Consider the following 20,803-nt stretch of genomic DNA (forward strand, 5'->3'; position numbering starts at 1 on the left):
CAGCGACCGAATCACCCCAACGAGAAGCCAAGTCCTATAACCCGACGCCAAGTTCGGTACGACAACGGCTTCTGACATCTCGTCGGCACTGGCCAAGGCACCCGAGACGAACCGGGAATTCTCGTACGGTGCGGAACATGTTCCCGCCGACGTGGCCGTCGCCGGGCTGCTCGAAATCGAACGCGCCGCCCGAGCGGCCGTCGGGTTCGGCGGCTCGGTTCCGGAGGCTTCGCTGCGCTGGCTCGACGAGCAACTGGCCAAGGCCTGGAAGCGCCGAGGGCCTGCCCCGGGACTGCCGGCCGTGCTGTCACACCTCGGCTTTGGACATCCTACGTTCGCCGCGCGGATTCTGGGATCCGCCGTCGCCGATGGCGATGACCCCTGGCCGGTGCTGCTCGCCGCGTTGGAGGGCAGGGACGCGCCGCAGCCGGTGCGCGACCTGGCAACCGCGACGCGCCGGAGGATCTGGGCCGGCCAACCCCAGGACGTCAAGGACGCGCTTCGCCTGCTGAGTCGATTCGGCCTCACCGCCGACGCCGTCGACCGGGTCCTCGGCGGCCGAACAGGCATCGAGATGGCGCCCGGTGAACTCCAGCAGAACCCTTACTATTTGGTCACCTGCACCGTCGATGACGCGGTTTCCATCGAGTTCGAGACGGTGGACCGCGGCTGCTTTCCGGACCACCAGCTCGCTGCCCGGCACCCGCTTCCCGTGCTGAAGGAGTACGCCTTCGACGATGCGCAGGACCCGCGGCGCGTGGAGGCCGCGATGGTTGCCGTGTTGCAGCAGGCACGGGCGGAGGGGCACACCCTGCTGCCGCTCGACCAGATGGTGGAGCGACTCGCCCTGCCCGCCGTTGCCCAACCACTGTCGGTGAACGCGACTGTAGTCGCCGGCCTGGGGCTGTCCCCTGGTGACTTGCCCGATCCGACGCAGGAGTGGACCGTCCTCGCGTCTACCCGACTATGGGACGGAACCCAGACGTACAAGCTTCCCTCCGCCTTCCGCCGCCGCGATGAGATCCGCGGGCGCATCGAGCGACTCCCTGCTCAGCCCAGGCATACTGCGCCTATTGACCTTGCCCAGACCCTTGATGATGTCCTGCGGACCGCAGGCCAACCTCTCGGCCCATCCCGCGGAGCAACGCGCACGCACAGAGAAGGCCGCCGCGTTGGTGGAGCTGTCCGAAGGACGGCTGACCCTTCTCAACGGCCCGGCGGGGGCCGGAAAAACTACGCTTGTCAAGGCACTTGCGGCGCGCCAGGAAGTCATCTCGGCGGGACTGCTGCTCCTGGCGCCGACCGGCAAGGCCCGAGTACAGCTGGAGAGCAAGGTCGGCTTCGATGCAAAGACCCTGGCCCAGTTCCTTACCAAATCCGGGCGTTACAACGGCGAGTACGGACGTTACTTGTCCACAGGCGACGCGGCGAGCCGGCAGCGGTACGGAACAGTGGTGGTCGACGAAGCGTCCATGCTCACTGAGGAAATGTTCGCCGCCTTGCTGGACGGGCTGGTGCACCCCAGCGGCTGATTCTCGTCGGCGACCCCCGGCAGCTGCGGCCGATCGGGGCTGGCCGGCCGTTCGTCGACCTCGAAGGCGACGCCCGGAACGGGTACGCGGACGGCTGGCCGCGTATCGCACCGGGGTGGGCCGAGTTGACCGTGCTGCGGCGGCAGCGTGAGCTCGACCGAGTGCGCGATGACCTCATGCTTGCGCGCTGGTTCAGCGGCGATGAGATCGTCGAGGGCGCTGACGAAGTCTGGGAGCGCCTTTGCGTAGGTGAGCCGATGGACACCCTCCGTGCGGTGGCCTGGAAGGGGCGCACCGTGACGCAGGTCCTCGACGACGTGCTGCGCGAGGAGTTCGGCGTCGAGGAGGACGGCGGCCTGAGCTTCGCACGAAGCTACGGCGCCACCACCGAGCCGGGGGCGAAGGGGGTCACGTACCCGAAGTTCTTCGCCGCCGCCGAGAAGTGCGAGGAATGGCAGGCGCTGTCGCCGGTACGGGGACGCATGCACGGCACAGCCGAACTGAATCGGCACCTGAAGCAGCGACATCGGCGAGCTGCACTGGACCAGGCGCTGGCCCCGTCGAAATGGCGCAAGGTCCCGCCGCCGCTCGGGTCAGAGTAGATCGTGATCGGCGACAAGGTGGTGAACACCCGGAACGGCAGACGGAGGTGCTGGCCGCAAGACCCGGAGAGGCCGGGTACGTGGCGAACGGCGAACTGGGCGTGGTCATCGGGCAGATCAAGACCGCCAAGATGAAGATGGCGCCCAAGGACACCCAAGTCGAATTCTCGTCGCAGCTCGGCAGGCGCTACACGTACCGAAGTGGCGAATGGGACGATGACGCCCCGCTTGAGCTGGCTTGGGCGATGATCGTGCACAAGAGCCAGGGCAGCGAGTTCGGCGTGGTCGTTTTCATGGTCCCGGCCGCGGTGAAGAGCTTGTCGCGCGAGTTGCTCTACACGGCGCTCACTCGGCAGACGCGCAGGGTGGTGATCTGCCACGAAGGGTCGATCGAGGATTTGCAGGAGCTGACCCGGGCCACCGGATCGGACACCGCCCGGCGTATGACGGACCTGTGCGCGGAACCGCAGCCGAGGAAGGTCATCACCGCGGCAGGCGTGGAGGTCGGCCCGCTGGACGGTCGCCTGGTTCACATCACCGGCGGAGGTGTGATGGTGCGCAGCAAGAACGAAGTCATTGTGGCGAGCATCCTCGACGACCTCCTGCCTGGCCAGTGGGCTTACGAGCAACCACTCCTCGGCAAAGACGGGGTGTGCCGACCGCCGGACTTCACGATCCAGGGCACCGACGGGCGCACCGTCTACTGGGAGCACTTGGGCATGCTCGACTTGCCGTCCTATGCCGCCGGTTGGGAGCGCAAGAAGCGGTGGTACGCGGCGCAGGACATCCTGCCCCATGACCAGGGCGGCGGTTCGGCGGGAACGCTGATGTGGACGAGTGATCACGGCGGGGTGGACATGCCGGCCTGGCGCGCGCTGGCCGAAGAGGTGATCGGTACGGGGGCTGTTGCGGCACCCAAGTTGGCCGCAAGGAAGGCGACGGCGAGGCCGAGGATGCCTTCGGGTGAGGCAGCGGAGTAGCGGACTCACGCCGAGGCAGGCGCGATCGTGACAGCCATGGCTGTCACGCCGTGACGTGGGGGAGCCGATTATCAGAACTTGCGTGACATAGAGGTTGAGGATGACCGCGAGTCTCGATTCCGACGACTCGCGTCCCCGCTTCTCACGGTCGGCCCACCCCCCACGGATTCAGCCCGCAGTCGGCCTGCCTGGTGCTTGGTGCCAGGCCCGCGCCGCAACCGGTTCGGGGCGAAGACCGTCAGGGCTCGGGATCAGCAGGTCCAGCGCCAGCAGGGCGTCGAGCAGGGCGTCCGCCCGAGCGCTGCCGATCCCGTCGCCGGCCAGGAACTCGATCAGCACGTCTCGGGGGACGGCTTCGTCGAGTTCGACGATGGTCCGCCAGGCCACGCTGACGTGCGGATCGGCCGTGACGCCTGTGGCGTCCAGGAACCACGCCGCGCCCTGGGGCGTACGGAGGTGCCTGTCGAGGCGGGCGCAAGCGCCCGCGGCCGACTCGCCCGGCTCCGTGAACTGCGTCTCGACGAGGTTGAGCAGGATCGGCCATCCGCCGGTGTGCTCCAGCAGGGCCTGGACGTCCGCTTCTGTGCTGAACGCATACGTGCGCCCGTCCTCGGTGCCCCATGCCCGAACTCCGTCGCGCGACAGCCGGGTGAGGGAAACCACGCTCCCCGGATCGGCCCCCAGCTCCGGGTCGGTGACCGCCATGAGGACATCGGGATCGCACGCGTCCACGATAATGGAGACCGCTCGCGTGTTCTCCGGCGACGGTGTGCTGTCGAGTGCGGCCTTAACTGCGTCGATGACGTGTTGGTCGCCGTCGAAGCCGGTCAAGTCGTCGACGAGTACCAGGTGTCGGCCGTCCGACTTGGCGTTGAGTAGCCCCTTGCGGTAGTCGATGTGCTGCTTCGGCGCCAGGAAGTCGAAACGATCGGATGCGGAATCCGCGGCTTCCCGCAACGCGGTCGCCACCTCGCCGACGCCCGTTGCCCTGGTCCCCACCACGATCCGTACCTGGTTGGCTCGCTCACCCAGCAGATCCTGGGTCTGCCGCCAGGTCAGCGGTGACGTGGAGCCGTTGCGCAACCTGGTTCGTGACGCCGCGGCGGACAGATGGGTGATGGTGGCCCAGCGGTCGCTGCACAGCGCGTTGATCACTTCGTCGGCGGTGCCGAGCATGCGCAGGACGTTCGACGACCGCACCCGCCACGCCTGGTCGCTCACGCGGGCCAGGACTCCCAGACCGACCATCTCCTCCAAAAGCGCGCGGAATTCCTCGGGGGCCGACGACTCGAACCCGGCGTGCCACCAATTGCGGCATTCGGCACGCAGCTCCGCGGTCGTCGTGGTGCCGTGCTGCCCTTCGTGCGCTCGGTGGGCCATGACCAGGGCGATCAGCTTGTATCGGCTGTCCAGATTCAGGGTGAGTTCGATGGCTGTGGCCACGCTGGTCCGGAAGGTTTCCGAGGACAGAACCCTGTCCAGCAGGGCCTTGTCGACGACGTACGGAGGCTCGGACAGTGCTTCCTCGCGGAGCGCGAGCACCGCGTCGACGATGGCCTCACCCGCGAGCTGGAGGAGTTTGGGCTGGTAGTAGCAGTGGGTGAGGACGTGGTGGATGAGCGCGTCGCTCTCGAACTGGATGCCCAAGGCCTCGGTCGGAACCCGCAGGAGGTCGTGGGCGGCCTTGGGCTTGAGCGGGCCGATGACCGTGGACTTCCCGAAGTGCGCGTCGGCGAGGGGCTGGTTCGGCAGACCGGCGAAACGCTGTACCTGGTGCAGCCCCGCGAACACGACTTTGAACCGCCGACCGGTGTCGTTCATCAGGTCGCGCAGGCGGGCCGTTTCGCGGAAGCCGGTCTTCGCGTCCGCTTCGAAGAACGCGTCGCATTCGTCCAGGAGCAGGAGCAGACGTCGGCGGGGTTCCGCATGGAGCCAGGCCCGAACATCGCGGCCGACGTTGTCGGCGTCGAACGGCGACACGTCTCCCTTCTTTCGGGTGATCACTCCGCACTCGGTGAGGGTCCCGCCGATGCGCGACCACGCCTCGCGGAGTGCTGTGTCCGACCCGTCTCCGGCGCCCGGCAGGCATACGTAGATCCCGCGGCACCCGTCCATGCCGTCGAAGTAACGTTCTGTGGCCCTCAGCAGCGCCGATTTGCCGAACTGCCTGCCTCCGTAGATGAGGCTGGTGCCTTCAAGGTCCGCCAGGGCGCCGCGCTCCGCGTGGCGCCCGTAGAACATCTCGGTAGGCACGCTTTCCGCGACGCCCGGGCAGTACGGGTTGACCGCGGCGAACGGCAGGAGCAGCCGCGTCATGGCGTTGACACGCCCGTGGCCGCGGCTGCCGAGGTAGGCGAGCGCCGTGTCGTCGAGCACCGCGAACGGCTTGTCGCGGTTGCGGACGGCCTCGTCCGCGAGCTGCCGGCGGTTCGCGGCGGACAGCGCACCGAACAGGCAGACCAGCACAGGTACGTCCGACACGTCCTGGCGGACCCAGCTCACGATGGTCCGGACGTCCACCACGTCCCGCACGAGAAGGAGCCTCAGTCGGTCGCCGGACTTCGACCCGAAGGTGGGGACGAGGGGATGGCCGATGAGGCGAACGGTGACCAGATCCACCCAGCGGCGCTGCGGCGGCGTGTCCTGGAGATCCGGACTCGGCTGCCATCCCGCATACTCGATGCCGGCCATGCGCAGCGGCGCGCGCAGATGTCCAGCCGGGTCGCCTCGACGGGTGCGGAGTGCCTGCTTGGCATCACGCCACACGCGAAACGCCTCACCGACGCTGCGGCGTTCGTCCGTACCCAGCCGGGTGTAGTCCAGTGGGCCGAACCGGGAACCGATCTCGGCGGCCTCGACGACCGCATCAGTGAGGCCCTCCGGCATCGCGTCGGGAACGCTGGGAAAGTACTCCGCGAGCTCGTCGTGGTTCTCGCCCTCCGGCAGCGGGTCGCCGCCTTTGGCGATGAGCAGATACTCCTCGGCAGTCGCGAAGTCCCCCTCTTCGATGCGCGCTTCGACAGCCTCGCGTACGTCCGCGACCTTGCCTTCGTTTTCCAGGAGTGCCTTCGCCAGGTCTTCACGCAATGCGGCCCCGGCGAGTGCCGCGCACGCCGACAACGCATCCTCGATCTCCCGCAACTCGGCCCGTACAGTTCCCAGGTCGCTGCGTTCGACGTCGGCCGCCGCGAGTGCCGCTCCGAGCCGGCTGCGGTCCGCGTCGACCAGGCGTCCGTGCCGCGCGGCGCTGTCGACGGCTCGCGCGACCACGTCGTGCCGGGCGCGGAGTTCACGTTGGGCGAGCTCCTGGCTTTCGGTGATCTGTTGGAACCAGTCCTTCGGAGGATCGTCCGGACTGTGTCGATCCGAGCGTGAGAGCGACTCCGCGAGGAGGCGCGCCCCGCCGAAGTCCGCCGCATCGACGCGCGCACGGAAGGCGGCCGGCGCATCGGTTCCCGCCGCTTCGGCGATGTCGGCGGGAACCGGCTTGGCCCGGAGGGTTCCGTCGTCGGTGAGGCTCACTCGCGGACAGCGCAGCAGCTCGGCGTTGAGCAGGAGCGCGGCTTCCGGGTCCGGGCCGCTCAGGGTGCGCCCGTCGAACAAGCCGATGGTGGTGTCCACGCTCTGCCGTACGAAGCGCACCACTGCGGCGATGACGAGGTCCGACGTACGCGCGGCGTAGAGATCCATCTCGGCGTGCACCGCCTCGCGGTGGCCTATCAGGGCTTCGCGGAGTTCCTGCAGCGGACGCGTGGCCCAAGGGTCCGTGCCGGTGGCGGCAGCGGCACGCTGGGCGTCCTCCGCCCATTGCCGCACGAAAGTGAGGGACTCGCGCGCGGAGTCCAGAAGCCGGTTGCGTGCCGCTCCCTCCAGGCGCGGGGTGCCGCCTTCCCGCACGTCGCGGTCCACGGCCGCCAACGTGTCTTCCAGGGTTCCGCTCTTGTTCAGCCGGCGCAGCTCAGTGGCGACTTCGGTGACGCGGCTTCGGTCGTTCTCCGCCGCCGCGGCCAGCAGGCGCCCGATCAGCCCGGTCTCCGGGTGCCACCATCGTCCGGCGATCACGTTGGCGCGGGCGAAGGAGTACGTCCGCACCCGATGCAACTCAGCCTCCGCCGCGGCAGCGCTGCCCTGGACGAGGCGATCGGCGTCCGCCAGAGGCGTCAGCACCAGCAAGCGGTCGGGCCGAGCCAGTGCACCCTGCTCCGATGCGGTTGCAACGTGCGCGGTGACGTCACACAGCGCGGGAAGGTCGGACAGCCCCGCGAGGGCCCCGCGCAGCAGCTCGTGCGTGAACTGACCGCACAGCACCGCCGCACGCGTGCCGGCGGCCACCGCCAGCAACTGGGTGACTCGGCTGGAACGCAGCAGGGCAGGATCGATTCCGTCCAGGCCGATGCGCAGGAGTTCGGCGAGGGGTCCGGAGTCGCTGCGGACCGACTCCGCGTACGCACAGGCCCGCACGATTTCGGCGCATCCTGCCGTGTGTTCGCTCGTTCGCACCGCTGCGAAGGCGTCGGTGCAGGCCAAGTGGTAGGCCAGGCCCAGTCGTCGGTCGTCGATCAATCCGGCGAACAGCGCCGTCGCCTCCTCGGCCGTCATGTCCGCGGATGCCGGGGCCTCCGCTTCGTGTGGCTCCTCGTTGGTCGCGGTGGCGCTGTTGTCCGCGCTCTCGGCAGGCCCTTCCCGCTCGGTGCCTTCCGGGGTGGGTTCCGGGCCGACGCCGGAGAAGCCCGGGGCGACGGCTTCAACGGAGTCGGCCAGGGAGGTCGACGTGGCCGGAACAGCCGGTTTGGGCTCTTCGGACATCGCAAAGGACAATTGGCCACGTAAAGCGGCAGTGATGAGTGCGGCATCGGGCAGTGCCGTCCGTGCGCGTTCCTCAAGCGTGTCGATGATGCTGTCGTCGGCTTCCGAGCCGACAGCGTCGACCAGGCGGACGAGGTGGGTCACCGCCGTAACGTGGCGACGTTGATCGTCGTTCCACGCGGGCGCATTCGCCGCGAGGTCGGCGGCGATGGACCGAACCTCGGCCAGCGAGTCCGCGCGGCCGGGAGGGCCGACCAAGCCTGCTGCGCGCTGCAAATCGCCGATGTCCTCGTCCCGGGCCGCGGCGCGCCGAGTCCTGAGCTGGGCGGCCATGCCCGGCCGGTCCTGGGGTATCTCCTCAACGGGCAGGCCGACTTCCTGGGCGATCCGAACGCGGACTATGGCGAAGGAATCCCGGACCCGTTCCAGACAGGCGATGTCCGCGTCCGCCGGAGGGCGACCGTCGGCGAGCGCATCGCCCAACATCCTCAGAGCATGGCGTGCGGCTGATACCGCCTCGTCAAGTGGTCGCAGCTCAGGCTCGTCGCCCGCGTCGAGGTCGGCGTCCGGTGCTTCCACGGGCGATTCGACCGTCGCGTTCTGGGAACAGATTGTGAGGTCGGTGAACGCGGCTACGAACTCGGCGCATGCGTCCGCCACTTCGACCACGACGCTGGCGTCCCAGTTGTCGGGGGCGAATCCGCCGTCAAGGAGACCCGCACGGAGCAGGCCCGCCGCGGCGGGGCCGGCCGACCACCAGGCGAGCGCGGCAAGCCGTACGAGACTGCGGTCGAAGGTCACGTTCGCGAGCGTCTGCCGCAGGCTGTCCGCCGACGGCTGGGAACCCGCCCCGTCCGGCAGGAGGACGTCCATCATCGGTCGCGTCAGGGCCTGGGTGATTCCGTGCCGCCGGACAGGGTCGAAGCGTCGGAGCAACGTCAGCGCGTGTGCGGCGGCGGTACGTGTGGGCTTGCGCGCAGGAGGGATCATCAGGTCTCGGAGCAACGAACTGCGCTCCGCGGTCGGCAGGCGCCAGACGGCGCCGATCAGGGCCTGCGGCGATACGAGGGCCACGCAGTCGTTCAGTGGGTCGCCCAGGCCGGCCAGCCGCTCCGCGACCGCCAGTTTGGCTTCGACCAGCGGCTTGGCTTCCGGCGGCAGATCCGTGTCGGCGAGCAGCTCCGCGATCTCTTCGGGCAGTGTTGCGGTCCGGATCAGCTCGCGGACGCCGGTCGGGTACACGGACATCACAGGCTCCGATCGTCGGGGCGGGCGGGTTTTGCGGACAGGTGATCGGCGCGACCGCCTCGTGCGTGGGGGCGCACATGCGTCCTGCCTGCGGGGAGGTTCGGGTCCAGGCCGTGTTCGACTGCGTAGGACGCGTATTCCTCGCGAGCCACGTCGGACGCCTGCGCTCCGGGGCGCAACCGCCTCAGGTGCGGGGCAACCTCGTGTGCGGCTTTGGCTTTGGGAAGCGCGCCGTCCGCCGGCGGAGGGGAGCCGGTGGTGCCTGACGGCTCGACGCCCGGCGGCCACCAGGTGTACGTGTCTACGCCGCGGTGCTGCACAAGTGTGTTGGTGATGTCCGTCGACAATTCGCCGACGGACACGTGCAACAGGGCGTTCTCTGCCAGGGATCGGCAGGCGGCGACGACCGAGCGGCGGATTCTCGTGTTCTCCACGTTCGGGTAGTCGTCGATCAGGGCGTCCAGCAGCACATTCGCCGGCATGGTGCGCTCGCCGCGGTCCCCGTGAGCCCCGGCGAGTCGGATCTTGGCCAGGACCGCGCCACGGACGTTGTCGTCGAAGGCGCCGTCACCCCCCGCGTTCGACGCCGGACGCCGTTCCAAGTCGATGCGTATCCGTGCGGCGCCCGGGGTCAGGCCTGCCACCGCTCGGTCGCCGGGTTGGACCGAGAGCGGCCAGGCGATCCGAAGTGCGTTGCCGTCCACCTCGGCATGTTGCAGGGCCTCGGACGGCAGCAGGGGAGGGCCTGACTCGTCGCGCATGTCAACGAGGACGAACTTCCGCTCGCCCAAGGCCTTGGACAGGGCTTCCGATAGTGGCAGGACGCCCGAGTCCAAGAGTCTTGACGTCAGGACGCAGCTCCCGACGAGCAAACTGTCCGGGTACTGCGTCACGTCGAACTCGTCGTCGAACTCCTCGTCACCGAAGTCCTCGTCATCGAACTCGGCGTCGAGCGCGACTTCCGTCTCGACCGGCGTGCTCACCCAGATCCCGCCGGCCTGCCACGTGTCCCGGACGGTCACCCTGACGCCGGCCGGAGGGTTGTCGGCCTGCTGCGCTATGGCCAAGTGCGCATGGACGATTGCCTCCGCAACCTCGATGCCGGACCAGGCAGTCTCGTCGCCGCGTACGTTGCCGCGCCGGGTTGCGTCCAGGTGGTTCAGCGCCGGGAAGATGGCGGTGGCCCGTGTCTCATGCGGCTTGGTGCGGGTGACCCGGTGTGCCAAGTCACGCAATTCGTTGCCGCCGAACGGGCCCGGTGACGCCATCCGGCTGCCGAACCGACCCTTCGGTGTCGCGTATCCGGCCCATGTCATCAGTCCAGGGGTGGCCGCCAGGATCTCGGCCACAGTGCCGAGCGACGCCGATACCGCCGCGTGCAGCACCAGGTCGTCGTCGGGAACGTCCGCCATGTCGGCGAAGTAGTCCTCCCGGTGTCGCACGAGGTGGTCCGCATACAGGGCTAGATCGAGTGCAAGCCCGGCAAGTCCCGGCTTCGGAATTCGGTAGGCCGCGGTGCGGCACACGTGGCCGAGCCGGTCCACGACCGCGGGCCGGTATCTGCCCAACTCACGCGCTTCGCCGCCCCCCATGGGGTAGATGGCGTTCCAGTCCACGATGACCCGCTCAGGCAACAGTGCTTCGGGGTCTCCGGTGACGCCGCACGCTTCACGCGACGGGCACGGGGCCTCCGGGTCGACCCAGCCGTCCGCATGGGCCAACGCGTCCGCGTCACCGAACACTGCGACCACTTCGCCCCAGAGCGTGTGGGTGCCCCGATCGTGCCGGACAAACGCCCCGACCGGAATGCCGTCCGCGGGGCCGGCCTGGACATCGAGCAGGTCCGCGGGCATCTCGCGGTAGCAACCCGCACTCGGATCGAATCCGAAGCGCAGGGCGTTCCACGCCGTCGCCGGGTGCAGCGGTGCGGGACGAGCCGCGGTCACGTCGTGCAGGAATCCCTCGATCCTGGTGCGGTGCCCGGTGGGCATCGCCGCCGCGCCGCGGAGCAGTTCCGCGCTGAACAACGGCTCGGCGCCCCAGGCCGCCCCGCCACCGGGGAGAGTCCCCGTCACCCGCGGCCACCCCCTGTGCCGTCGACCGCCGCCGAGTCGGTACGCCGCTGCTGCCTCGCAACGTGATCGGCGTAACGCCAGATTCCGTCGGTGGTTTCGACGACCTGTTTTGTTGCCGCCAGACGCGCGAGCGACGCGTCGACGTCGAGCAGCCGGATCCCGGGATCGACGCCTCGGAGCCGGTGGTACAGCAGCTGCGGCCACAAGGGACGCCGACGCCCGGTCGCCAGGGAAACGTACGAGTCCTCGCCCCGCAGCACGCGGTGGATCATGCTGGAGGTCAGCCCTCTGAAGCAGTCCCACAGCAGGGCCACAGTCCAGCGGTCGAGCACCTCCAGGTATTGCCCCGTCTCCCGATGCACCGACGGCTTTGGGCGCGGCGTCTCGAATGCCGCAAGCAAGTCTGGGCGCGGTCCTTTCACCGGGTCGCTGTCCTGGCTCCAGCAGTGGGAGCAATAGCAGAGCGCCTTCCCCTGCTTGAGGCAGCTGCCGGGCACCACGGGCGCCCGGAAGTAGTCGGCGAGCCCGTCCACCGCGCACCGTCGGGCCTCCGTGTACCACGTGGCAAGCGCCCGGTACTCGCGGCGGTTGCGTGCCTGGCCCGCGGTCATCCGGGAGAGGAACCCACCGGGCAGAGCGGGCCGGTCGTCGCTATGGCCCGGGTGGGCGGCGTGTACGGCGATCAGGGTGCGGTAGTTCCCGGCCTGTGACACGTCCACGTGCCCGCCGTCGTGCAGACCTGCCACGAAGGCCCAGGTCGCCGCCGGATCGGAGGCCACTTCGCGATATTTCGGCACGCAGTCGATCAGCTCGCGGTGGATTTCGGTCATCTCGGCGTGTCCCGGCCGGTCCGCGCGTGTTGCGAGCAGGACGTCCAGCGCAGCGGCGGCCACCGCATCGAGATCGTCTCGAGGCAGGCCGTCGGACATGCGTCCGATGCGCACCGCCGCCGGAAAGTCCCCCGCGTCTACGACCACTCCCTCCGCGGCCAATGCGGCCACGGCGCCCGTCACCGCGGTCCGGTACTGCTCCACGGCCCTTGCCTGGCGGGCCAGTCCCGGCTCGATCAGCCCGTCCCGCACGTCGTCCGCCAGACAGGCGTCCGCCATGTCGGCCGCATCCAGCCACCCGGTCTCCTCCGCTGCCCGCAGGACGCGTTCACCGATCCGGACCAGCGCCTCTTTCGGCAGTCCCTGCGATCCCATCCAGGCCACCATCCGCAGCCCGCTGCCGGTCCCCAGGGCGAGTCCGACGGACAACGTGTCGACCTCGTCGAGGGCCCGCTGTGCCTGGTCCCGACCGGCGCGTCCCAACTGCTGATAGAGCGCGGCAAGATCGGTCGGCGGCGACGCGGCGAACACCGCGCGAATGTCCCTGCGGTTCATGCCGAGGCCGAAGGCCGAAGTCGCCACGATCACCAACGGCACGAAGCCGTCGTCCCCCTTGTACGGCGCCTCACGGAACTCGGTCAGTACGGAAGCCTTTTCGGCCTCGGACAAGCGGCCGTGGAATCGCCGAACGTGTCGGCTGCCGGTTTCGCCGATGAACGTCCGCAGGTGTGCGTAGAGAGCCTCGACTTCCTTGACCGTCAGGCAATACACGATGCAGTGGCCGTCGCAGGCGCTCACCACCCGCTCCACCAGTCCGGCGGTCGCGGTACGTCCGCCTTGGCGCAACCACCGCCGGTACACCGCGAGTTCGGGCCGGATGGGATTCTCCGACACCGTCGTGAGGGGTTCGTTCGCGGTGGCCGGCCCGTCGAGGCCGAACAGGAGTCGGCGCAAGCCGTCCACGACCGTGGAGTTCGCGGTGGCGGTCACCGCGGTGAGCCGCACTCCGTGCTCGTCGCGCAGTTCCCGCAGCAGTTGGGCCGCTCGGCGGAAGCTCGGGCGGAAGTCGTCACCCCACTGGACGAACGTGTGCGCCTCGTCGACGGCGATCCGCCGGAGCGCGCCGCGCCGTGCAGTCGCCCGCAGCGCTTCGGAGAAGCGCCGGTCCGCCAGGCGTTCCGGCGACAGGTACACGAGCTTGATGCCGTGCGCGGCCTCGCCGGTCAGTTCTTGGATGACATCGGTCTTGCCGGTCCGGCTGTTCGACTCGGCCAGAGGCCCCACCAGCGCGCGGACCGCTCCGCCGATCGACGCGTTGAGCTCCATGGCCTGGTCCGCCATGAGCGCGACGAGTGGGGAGATGACGACGGTCACCCCGGGTAGCACGAGCGCCGGGAGTTGGAACGTGTAGGACTTCCCCGCGCCAGTGGGCAGGAGACCGAGTATGTCCCGGTCATCCGCGACGGCGCGCACTACGCGCTTCTGGTAGTCGTACAACTCCAGTGGCTCGGCGGCGAACCGCAGGTGCCCGGCAACTTGGGAGCACCGGTCGACCAGTTGCTCGGCGAAGGTCCCCTGCGAGCGTGCCGCGGCGACTCCGGCTTCGGTCATCGCGAGGTCGCGGATGGCCAGCATCTGCGGGAGCAGGGTGTGCCTGTCGAGGGCCTCAGGACGGCACAACGTCTCGGCATGTCCGTACGCGAGACGCCGTGTGTCCGCGAGGAAACGCCAGATGCGCGCCCATCCGTCGGCCATCGTGGTGAGATTGCCACCGCATTTCTCGCCGGTGGTGCGGTCGGGTTCGAGCAGGTCGGGATCCAGGGACTCCAGGAAGACCTTGCGGTACGTCCGGCGCAGGGCCGCCCGTCCTGCCAACCGGCGGTCGCTCAATACGACGACGCCGATGTGGTCGTTACTGCGGATCAGGCGACCCACCGCCTGCCGCAGATCGACCGCCGCCAACGGCAGGTAGTACTCCTCGGCCGCCACCCGGTCCGGGTCCGGATGCCCTTCCGCCTCGGCGCGGGCCGCGACGGCCGCGCGGCGTGCCGCCACCATCGGGTCGGCGAACGGCGCGAAGGGCAACTTGTTGATCCACACCAGCCCGAGGCGGTCGTGGGTGAAGTCGACACCCTGCCACAGACCGCGGGTGGCGACGCATACCCCGCCCTCGGCCGAGAACTCCGAGGCGGCACGGGCGTTCCCCAGAATCGGGGCGACGTGCACCGGCACTCGCGGTGCCTCCCCGGGGAGGAAGCGCAGCAGATGCTCGGCGGTGCCGGATGCCGCCGCCTTGGATGTGGTGAGTACCAAGGCGCCGTTGGTCCAGGCATCTTCGGCGGCGTCGTGGCACACGACTTCGCGGACGTACCCGGCAAGTTGGTGGGCAAGTGTGCGCATGGCGCCGTCGGCTTGCTCGCCCCAGCTCGGGAAATCGGTGAAGCAGACCAGTCGGGCCTGCCTGCGGAGGTCGAATACGCCCGGCAGCGCATGGCTGGTGACGTCCTCGCCCAGGCCCAACCGGGCGCGGATGTAGCGCCAGTCGCCGGACACGCGCAGGGTTGCCGAGACGTAGACCGTGCGCGCGAAGGAGGAGAGCGCCAGTTGCCAACTGTCGTCGCGGGCAAGCTCGATGGGGCTGGTGGCGACAGTGAAGCCGTAACGCCGTGGAGACCGGGCCAGACCGGTGACGTCGACCTCGGTGGCGTAGACGACACGATTGGAGCGCTGTGGCCGGGGAGCTTTGGCGGCCACCTGCTCGGGATCCCCTCCGTTGGCGAGGTCCTCTTCCGCTTCGGTGGCAGTCTCGGTCTCCCCGTCGCCGTCGGCAGTCTCTGCGGCGGCGGCCTCGTCCGCGGCCTCGTCCGCGGCGACGGACACCGTCACGGTGGTGTCTGGTTGCGGTGCGAAGACGGCCCCCGCGTCCGTGCTGATCCGCTCACAAGCGACGGTGAGTTCGTTGAGCCGGGTGACGATGGCACGGGTACGTTCGTGTTCCCACCACGACATACCGGTTCCTCCACCGGCGTCCAGCCAGCGGATCACGGCGGCCCGCGCCCGTGCGGCGAACCCCGCGACCGTCGCGATCTCCCGAACGAGGTGCCGGGCCGCCGGAACCTTTCCAAGTCCGGCGTACGGACTGGCCAGCGTCGCGGTCCGGCGGCCGGGCTCACCCGTCTCGGCGTCGAACACCACGGCGGCCTCGCGTGGCATGCGGGCGGCGCTCAGGAACCGCTCGAACTCCTCAAATGTCCGATGGAGTTCGGACGTGACCGCACCCCGACGCTCGTACAGCCAGCGCCGCATCTGCGAGGCCAGGTGCTCCACTCCGCGGTAGTCGATCTCGGCGCCCGCGGCCTGGGTGGCCGCTTGTTCCAGCGCGTGTGCCTCGTCGACGATGAGCAGTGTGCGGGGTCCGTTGAGCGCGAGATTGTCGATGTGGCTGAGAAGCAGCGCATGGTTGGCGATGACCAGCCGGTGCGCGTTCAACGCCTCCGCGACCGTGTCGGTGTGGGCGGCGAGGTCCGAGACGGCGTCGGCGGCGTAGTCCCCGCCGTTCTGTGACACGGAGTCGAGCCAAGGACGGAGCCGGTTCCCGGCCTGGGCGGCCACATACTCCGTCAGGAACGGTGCGACGTCTCCGGGGTCGACGCTATGCGCCCACCAGCGTTCCAGTGCCGAACCGGCCGTGACCAGGCGGCGTACGAGCCAGGCCAGGAGCTCACCGAACACCGGTGTGTCGGTGATGCCTTGGGGGCCGCCATGATCCTCGGGCGACGGCTCCCGGCGGGCGGTCTCGGCGAGAACCGCGACGAGTGCCCGGAGGCTCAACCGGCCGGCACGACCGCGTACGACGTCGGTGAGGGGCAACAAGCCGGGTATAGGGCCCGCGAGTTGGGCGGTCACCTCGGCCAACTGCCGTTGCAGCTGGCCTGTGTACGTTGCGATCACCACGCGGTTGCGCGGCGACGCCGCGAGCCAGTCGAGTGCCGCGGCGACGAGGACGAGGCTCTTGCCGGTGCCGGTCGGGGCTTCGAGCAGGGTGTCACGGCCGTGGGCGATCTCGTCGGCGATGATGTCCGCCATGTCCTGCTGCGCAGGCCGCTCCTCTGCGGGCCGTTCCCCTGGCTTGCGCAACTGTGCGGCCAGCAAGTAGGGGGACAGGCGGCCACCGCGCGTGAGGTTTGCGGGTACCGACAGGTTGGCTGTCGGCCGTCCGCGGCGTGTGCCGGTGGGGGAGAGTTCGGCGGCGAGGGCCGCGCTCACCTGTGCGTCGTCCCAGACCCGGCCCTGCACTGCCGACGACGTTTGTGCTGGGCCCGCGTTCGGCGACGCGGCCTGCGAGCCCAGTTCGGTAAGGAGGTCCCACGCTGCGGAGCCACGCGACACGGCATACAGCAGATCGCGCAATTCCACGCCCCAGCCGTCGACTTCCGCGGCCATACGGCGGAGGAGCCGGGCGGTGATGAGGGCGTCGTGGAGCGCACGGTGGGGACGTAAGTCACCGATGTCGAGGCGCAGTTCGGCGGCCAGACGGGCCAGTCGGAAATCCCGTGCGTGCGGCCACACCACGTGCGCGAGGTACAAGGCATCGACGCGGCGCGGACCCCCTAAGGGTGGCAGGTCCGCGCGCCCGGCCTCCTCGTTCAGCCAGGCGAAGTCCGCCGTGGTGCCGTTGTACGCGACGAGCATGTCGCTGTCCCCGAGCCAGGCGCGGAACTCCGTCAGTACCTCGGCGGCAGGGCGCGCGGAGCTCTTGTAGGCATCGCGAACATGCGCGCTCCGCAGGAGTGACTCCCATTCGGCATCCGGGAGTTGCGCGTACGCGCTGAAGACGTCGTCCCCCGGATTCACCGCTGCTGCGCCGGATCCGGACGACGCCATGCGGACCGCCCCGAGCTGGTACATCCGCCGCTCGCCTTCGGGCGCGGCGGCAGTCGGCCTGACCACGCACTCCAAGTCGAGCACCACAACGGACCCGGAGGTGGGCCGTGGCGGTATTCGGCCGACCGCGCCGACGACCTGGGCCGCGACTCCATAGAGGTCACCGTCGAAGAACACCAGGCCTGCCGCAACGGCCTCGTTCACCGCCGTCCGGACAGCGATCTCATGCGCGGCACCGAAGCGAGCACGGACCAGCGCCAGCAGTGCTTCCCAGCTGATCGGTTCGGTGGTGTCGGACAGCACTCCGACGATCCGCTCCACGTCCGCCGACCTTGAACCCCGCACCGGCGCCCCACCCCCTGCGGACCGTTCCCACATGGCTTTATACCTGGCTCGAACCACCGTTTGGGTGGCGTTTGCGGAATCACACGTTCAGAAATCCGCTGGGTTGGCCGCTGTACGAGACGTAAAGGAACTCCCGGGCCCGGGTGCAGGCGACGTAGAGCAGGCAGCGCTCGGCCGCGAGGTCCGCTTCATGCTGTAGCCGGTCCACATCGACCGGTGTGACCGCGCGCTCCCAGGGGAACGTGCCGGCATTCACACCCGCGACCGCGACGCAGCGGAATTCCAGACCCTTCATGCTGTGCATCGTGGCGATGCGCACGCCTTCGGTGTCTCCGTCGACGCCCTCCCTCACCATCACGGCCGGGATTCCGGCATCGGCGAGATGGTCGAAAACCTTGTCGTTGACGCTCTTGAAGCGTCCGCACACCGCGATCTCGGATGTCGGCACGCCCGACTCCACCCAGGCGCGCACCTGGTCGACGATGCCGCCCGCCTCCTGGGTGGAGGCGCCGAAGCTCCGCACGACGGGAGCCCCGCCGCGCAGCAGCGAGCGGTAGCCGACGAGACTGTCGGAACCGTCGCCACCCAGGTCGTCGACGGGCTCACCGTCCAGGATCCGCCGCGACCACACCAAGATCTCCTCGGTGGAGCGGTAGTTGATACGCAGTCGGCCGGTGCGGCCGGCCACCGGGATGCCGAGTGAGCGTAGCGATACCCGCGAGTCGTAGATGCGCTGGTGTGGATCGCCGGTGATGAACAGGTCGTCGGGGCCCTCGGCGACGAGTGCGCGCAGGACCCGCCACTGGGCGGGGTGGAGATCCTGTGCCTCGTCCACGACCACGTGGTCGAAGCGGACCGCCGGAGACGGGTTTTCGGTCAGCATCCGGGCGGCTTCGGCGCAGAGCTGGAGGTGCGTCTGCCGACGCTCCTTGTCGAGCCCGGTCGTGAAGGCCTCGATGGCGTCCCACACCCGGCCGCGCTGCGGGCGCGAGAGTGCGCTGCCGCGACCGCGGCGCACGCAGTCCAGGTAGGCGTCCTTCGTCACTATCCCCTGGGCGAGGACGACGTGTCGGAACTCTTGCGACAGGAACGCCTCGGCCCACGGCAGGTCGAGCGCGCGACGGATACGTTCCCAACGCATGCGTACGTCGTTGTCGTCGACCAGCGCGTAGACGCCGTTCTTGCGGCCACGTACCACCCGGTGGGCAATGGCGTTGACGGTGGTCACCTCGACACGCGACAGCTTCTCGGGGTCGGAGACGAGCATCCCGAGGTTCTCGCGCAACGAGTTGGCGAGTGCGGTGGTGAAGGTGGTCAACAGGATCCGCGTGTCCGGCCGCTGGTCGAGCAGATGCTTGACGCGGTGCAGCGCGACGACGGTCTTCCCGGTGCCGGGCCCTCCGGTGACCTGGGCCGGGCCGCTGTACGAGGGCCGGTACGCGATCCGGCGCTGGGTCGGGTGGAGGAAGATCCGCCAGGCCGCGAAGGGCTTGGTCAGGATCTCCTCAAGCTCGGCGGGCCCGGAGACGAGGGTGATCCGGCTCGGCGTGTTCGCGATCGCGGTCGCCAGGTCGTCGCGCGCGGCCTTGGCATCCGCGGCGGCGTTCTTGGGGCCGACGATCTGGTCGTAGATTTCCTGCGGATCGAAGCCTTCGGCGAGGTGCTGGAGCACGTCGAACTGGTCCTCGGGCAAGAGCCCGCCGAACGCCAGGAGTTGGACCTTGTCGACGATCACCCGGACGGCTGGAAGAGTGCGCCCGTCGATGCCGAGCCAATCGAGTGTGTTGTCCGAGAACTTCTCGAAGAGCAGCGAATCCGCCGCCTGCGCGTCGCGGGCGAACACCGGCGTGATCTGCTCGATGGCGACGACGTCGCGGACTTCGAGGCCGCGGGTCGCGGTGTTGACGGTGTAGAGCCGCTTCGCGGCCCAGCGGTACGCCCTGTCGTGCGGCAGCACGTTCACGAGCAGGAAGACGTCGGAGCCGTCGTCCGGCGCGAGGACGACGCCCCGCCAGAAGTCGTCGACGCGGATCGTCCGCATCCGCGGGTCCCGGGAGTTCTCCACGGATTCGAGGTGCAGCCCCTTGTCCGCGTACAGCTCGGCGACAGTGAGCTGCTGGAACTTGCGCATCGCCTTGCGCACGCCGGCCCGGACCGACTTCTCCAACTGCTCGTACTCGTCCCAGAACGGCATCGCCAAGGCAAGTTGCGGCACGGGCGGGCCTCCAACCGGTCGGGGAAGGTCAGTGAGCTGAGTTTACAGATGGCGAGAGGTCGTGTCCGCTTCTACTCGCCGGGAACTTCGGCGAGATGCAAGGGGGTTCGAGGGAATCCCTGACGGTTTTCAGCCAGGCGGAGGAATGCCGGGCTAGCCTGATCGCGAGCGAATCGCTACGGACGGCGCTTGATTGGCTTCCCTCTGTGTTGTTGGGGTGGTGAGATCGCCATGTCGAAGTACGCGGATGACAGTGCCGCGGACGCTGCGGTGGACCTGTTCCGGGCGCTGGGTCGGCAGATCAAGCTGCTGCGCGAACGGTCCGGGTTGAGCCGAGCGGAGCTTGCCGAGCGGCTCGGATACAGCACTGACTTGATCGAGTCGATCGAGTTGGGACGTCGTGTCCCGCAGGAACCGTTCCTGGACGCGGCGGACGAACTCCTTGAAGCCGGCGGGCTGCTGACGACAACGAAGGAGGACGTCGCCAAGGCGAAGTCGAAGGCCCGGGTGCGCCATCCGGCGTGGTTCCTGGACTACGCGCGGCTGGAGCGGGAGGCGATCGAGCTTCACTACTACAGCAATCACACGATCCCGGGGCTGTTCCAGACTGAGGCCCACGCCCGGGCGCTGTATGCCATGCGCACCCCCTTGCTGGATGAGGAAGCCATCGAGGTCGGTGTCACGGCACGACTCGACAGGCAGAAGGTTCTTGACCGATGGCCGCCGCCGATCGTGACGTGCGTCGTGGAGGAAGTTCTCCTGCATCGCCCGATCGGCGGCCACGCGGTGCACCGTGAGCAGCTCGCACAGCTACTCCGACGTGGGCAACTCCGAAGCGTCCAGCTTCAGGTCATGCCCAGTCGACGCGAGGAACACAGTGGCATGAGCGGTCCGTTCGTCCTTATCACCCCGAGGCATCACGGACAGATTGGCTACTTCGAAGGGCCAGTAGACAAGGTGAGCAGGTTGCTCACGGATGCAGAGGATGTCCGTATCCTGGCGGCACGCTACGGCAACATCAGGGCCCAAGCTCTCACGCCCAGTGAGTCCTTGGCTTTGATCGAGAAGACGCTGGGAGAGATATGAGCAAGCTTGAGTCCAAGCAGGCCGCCGAACCCCGCTGGCGCAAGAGCAGCTACAGCAACAACGAGGGCGGCGAATGCGTGGAGGTGGCGCCGATGCCCGCCGCCATCCTGGTCCGGGACTCCAAGGTCGCTGCCAGTCCGCAACTGACCTTCCCAGCTGCCGAATGGGCCACGTTCATGGACGCCACCGCCACGAGCTGA

At 68.9% G+C, this 20,803-nt stretch carries 10 protein-coding genes; 5 read left to right on the top strand and 5 right to left on the bottom strand.

What is annotated here, in order from left to right; all coding sequences use genetic code 11:
- Nucleotides 1-307: 307 nt before the first annotated feature.
- Nucleotides 308-865 (bottom strand): hypothetical protein, encoded by a 558-nt coding sequence (locus tag ACRX5S_RS39905; RefSeq protein WP_436778195.1) that lies wholly within the window; start codon nt 863-865, stop codon nt 308-310.
- A 208-nt stretch (nt 866-1,073) separates the two neighbouring features.
- On the opposite strand from ACRX5S_RS39905, the gene ACRX5S_RS39910 reads away from it, so the two are divergent.
- The 3 genes from ACRX5S_RS39910 to ACRX5S_RS39920 all read left to right on the top strand — a co-directional run bounded on the left by ACRX5S_RS39910 (nt 1,074) and on the right by ACRX5S_RS39920 (nt 3,114).
- On the top strand, nt 1,074-1,532 hold the full coding sequence (locus ACRX5S_RS39910; RefSeq protein WP_436778196.1) for an AAA family ATPase: 459 nt from the start codon (nt 1,074-1,076) through the stop codon (nt 1,530-1,532).
- Between the two features lie 125 nt (nt 1,533-1,657).
- Nucleotides 1,658-2,134: a hypothetical protein gene (locus ACRX5S_RS39915; RefSeq protein ID WP_436778197.1), complete on the top strand. Its 477-nt coding sequence runs from the start codon at nt 1,658-1,660 to the stop codon at nt 2,132-2,134.
- Nucleotides 2,135-2,214: 80 nt separating this feature from the next.
- Complete coding sequence (locus ACRX5S_RS39920; RefSeq protein WP_436778198.1) at nt 2,215-3,114, top strand: ATP-binding domain-containing protein; 900 nt, start codon at nt 2,215-2,217, stop codon at nt 3,112-3,114.
- Nucleotides 3,115-3,282: 168 nt separating this feature from the next.
- Here the strand turns inward: ACRX5S_RS39920 and ACRX5S_RS39925 are convergent, their stop codons facing one another.
- The 4 genes from ACRX5S_RS39925 to ACRX5S_RS39940 form a co-directional block, all read right to left on the bottom strand.
- A complete protein-coding gene (locus ACRX5S_RS39925) occupies nt 3,283-9,168 on the bottom strand; it encodes a hypothetical protein (RefSeq protein ID WP_436778199.1) in 5,886 nt (1,961 codons plus the stop codon).
- On the bottom strand, nt 9,168-11,243 hold the full coding sequence (locus tag ACRX5S_RS39930) for a hypothetical protein (RefSeq protein WP_436778200.1): 2,076 nt from the start codon (nt 11,241-11,243) through the stop codon (nt 9,168-9,170). Before ACRX5S_RS39930 ends, ACRX5S_RS39925 begins: the two co-directional genes overlap by 1 nt.
- Nucleotides 11,240-17,278, bottom strand: coding sequence for a DEAD/DEAH box helicase (locus tag ACRX5S_RS39935; RefSeq protein ID WP_436778201.1), 6,039 nt, complete (start codon nt 17,276-17,278; stop codon nt 11,240-11,242). Before ACRX5S_RS39935 ends, ACRX5S_RS39930 begins: the two co-directional genes overlap by 4 nt.
- Before the next feature lie 103 nt (nt 17,279-17,381).
- Entirely contained in the window at nt 17,382-19,517 is a 2,136-nt protein-coding gene (locus ACRX5S_RS39940) for a UvrD-helicase domain-containing protein (RefSeq protein ID WP_436778202.1), read from the bottom strand.
- A gap of 231 nt (nt 19,518-19,748) precedes the next feature.
- Here ACRX5S_RS39940 and ACRX5S_RS39945 point away from each other — a divergent pair, with 231 nt between their 5' ends.
- Both ACRX5S_RS39945 and ACRX5S_RS39950 read left to right on the top strand, forming a co-directional pair.
- A complete protein-coding gene (locus ACRX5S_RS39945; protein ID WP_436778203.1) occupies nt 19,749-20,603 on the top strand; it encodes a helix-turn-helix domain-containing protein in 855 nt (284 codons plus the stop codon).
- On the top strand, nt 20,600-20,803 hold the full coding sequence (locus ACRX5S_RS39950) for a DUF397 domain-containing protein (protein WP_436778204.1): 204 nt from the start codon (nt 20,600-20,602) through the stop codon (nt 20,801-20,803). Before ACRX5S_RS39945 ends, ACRX5S_RS39950 begins: the two co-directional genes overlap by 4 nt.

The sequence above is a fragment of the Yinghuangia sp. YIM S09857 genome, assembly GCF_051388915.1.
GTDB lineage: Bacteria > Actinomycetota > Actinomycetes > Streptomycetales > Streptomycetaceae > Yinghuangia.

Bases quoted from the DNA above. Each gene is read 5' to 3' on its own strand.
- ACRX5S_RS39925 (WP_436778199.1), bottom strand. From the start codon at position 9,168: ATGTCCGTGTACCCGACCGGCGTCCGCGAGCTGATCCGGACCGCAACA.
- ACRX5S_RS39945 (WP_436778203.1), top strand. From the start codon at position 19,749: ATGTCGAAGTACGCGGATGACAGTGCCGCGGACGCTGCGGTGGACCTG.
- ACRX5S_RS39950 (WP_436778204.1), top strand. From the start codon at position 20,600: ATGAGCAAGCTTGAGTCCAAGCAGGCCGCCGAACCCCGCTGGCGCAAG.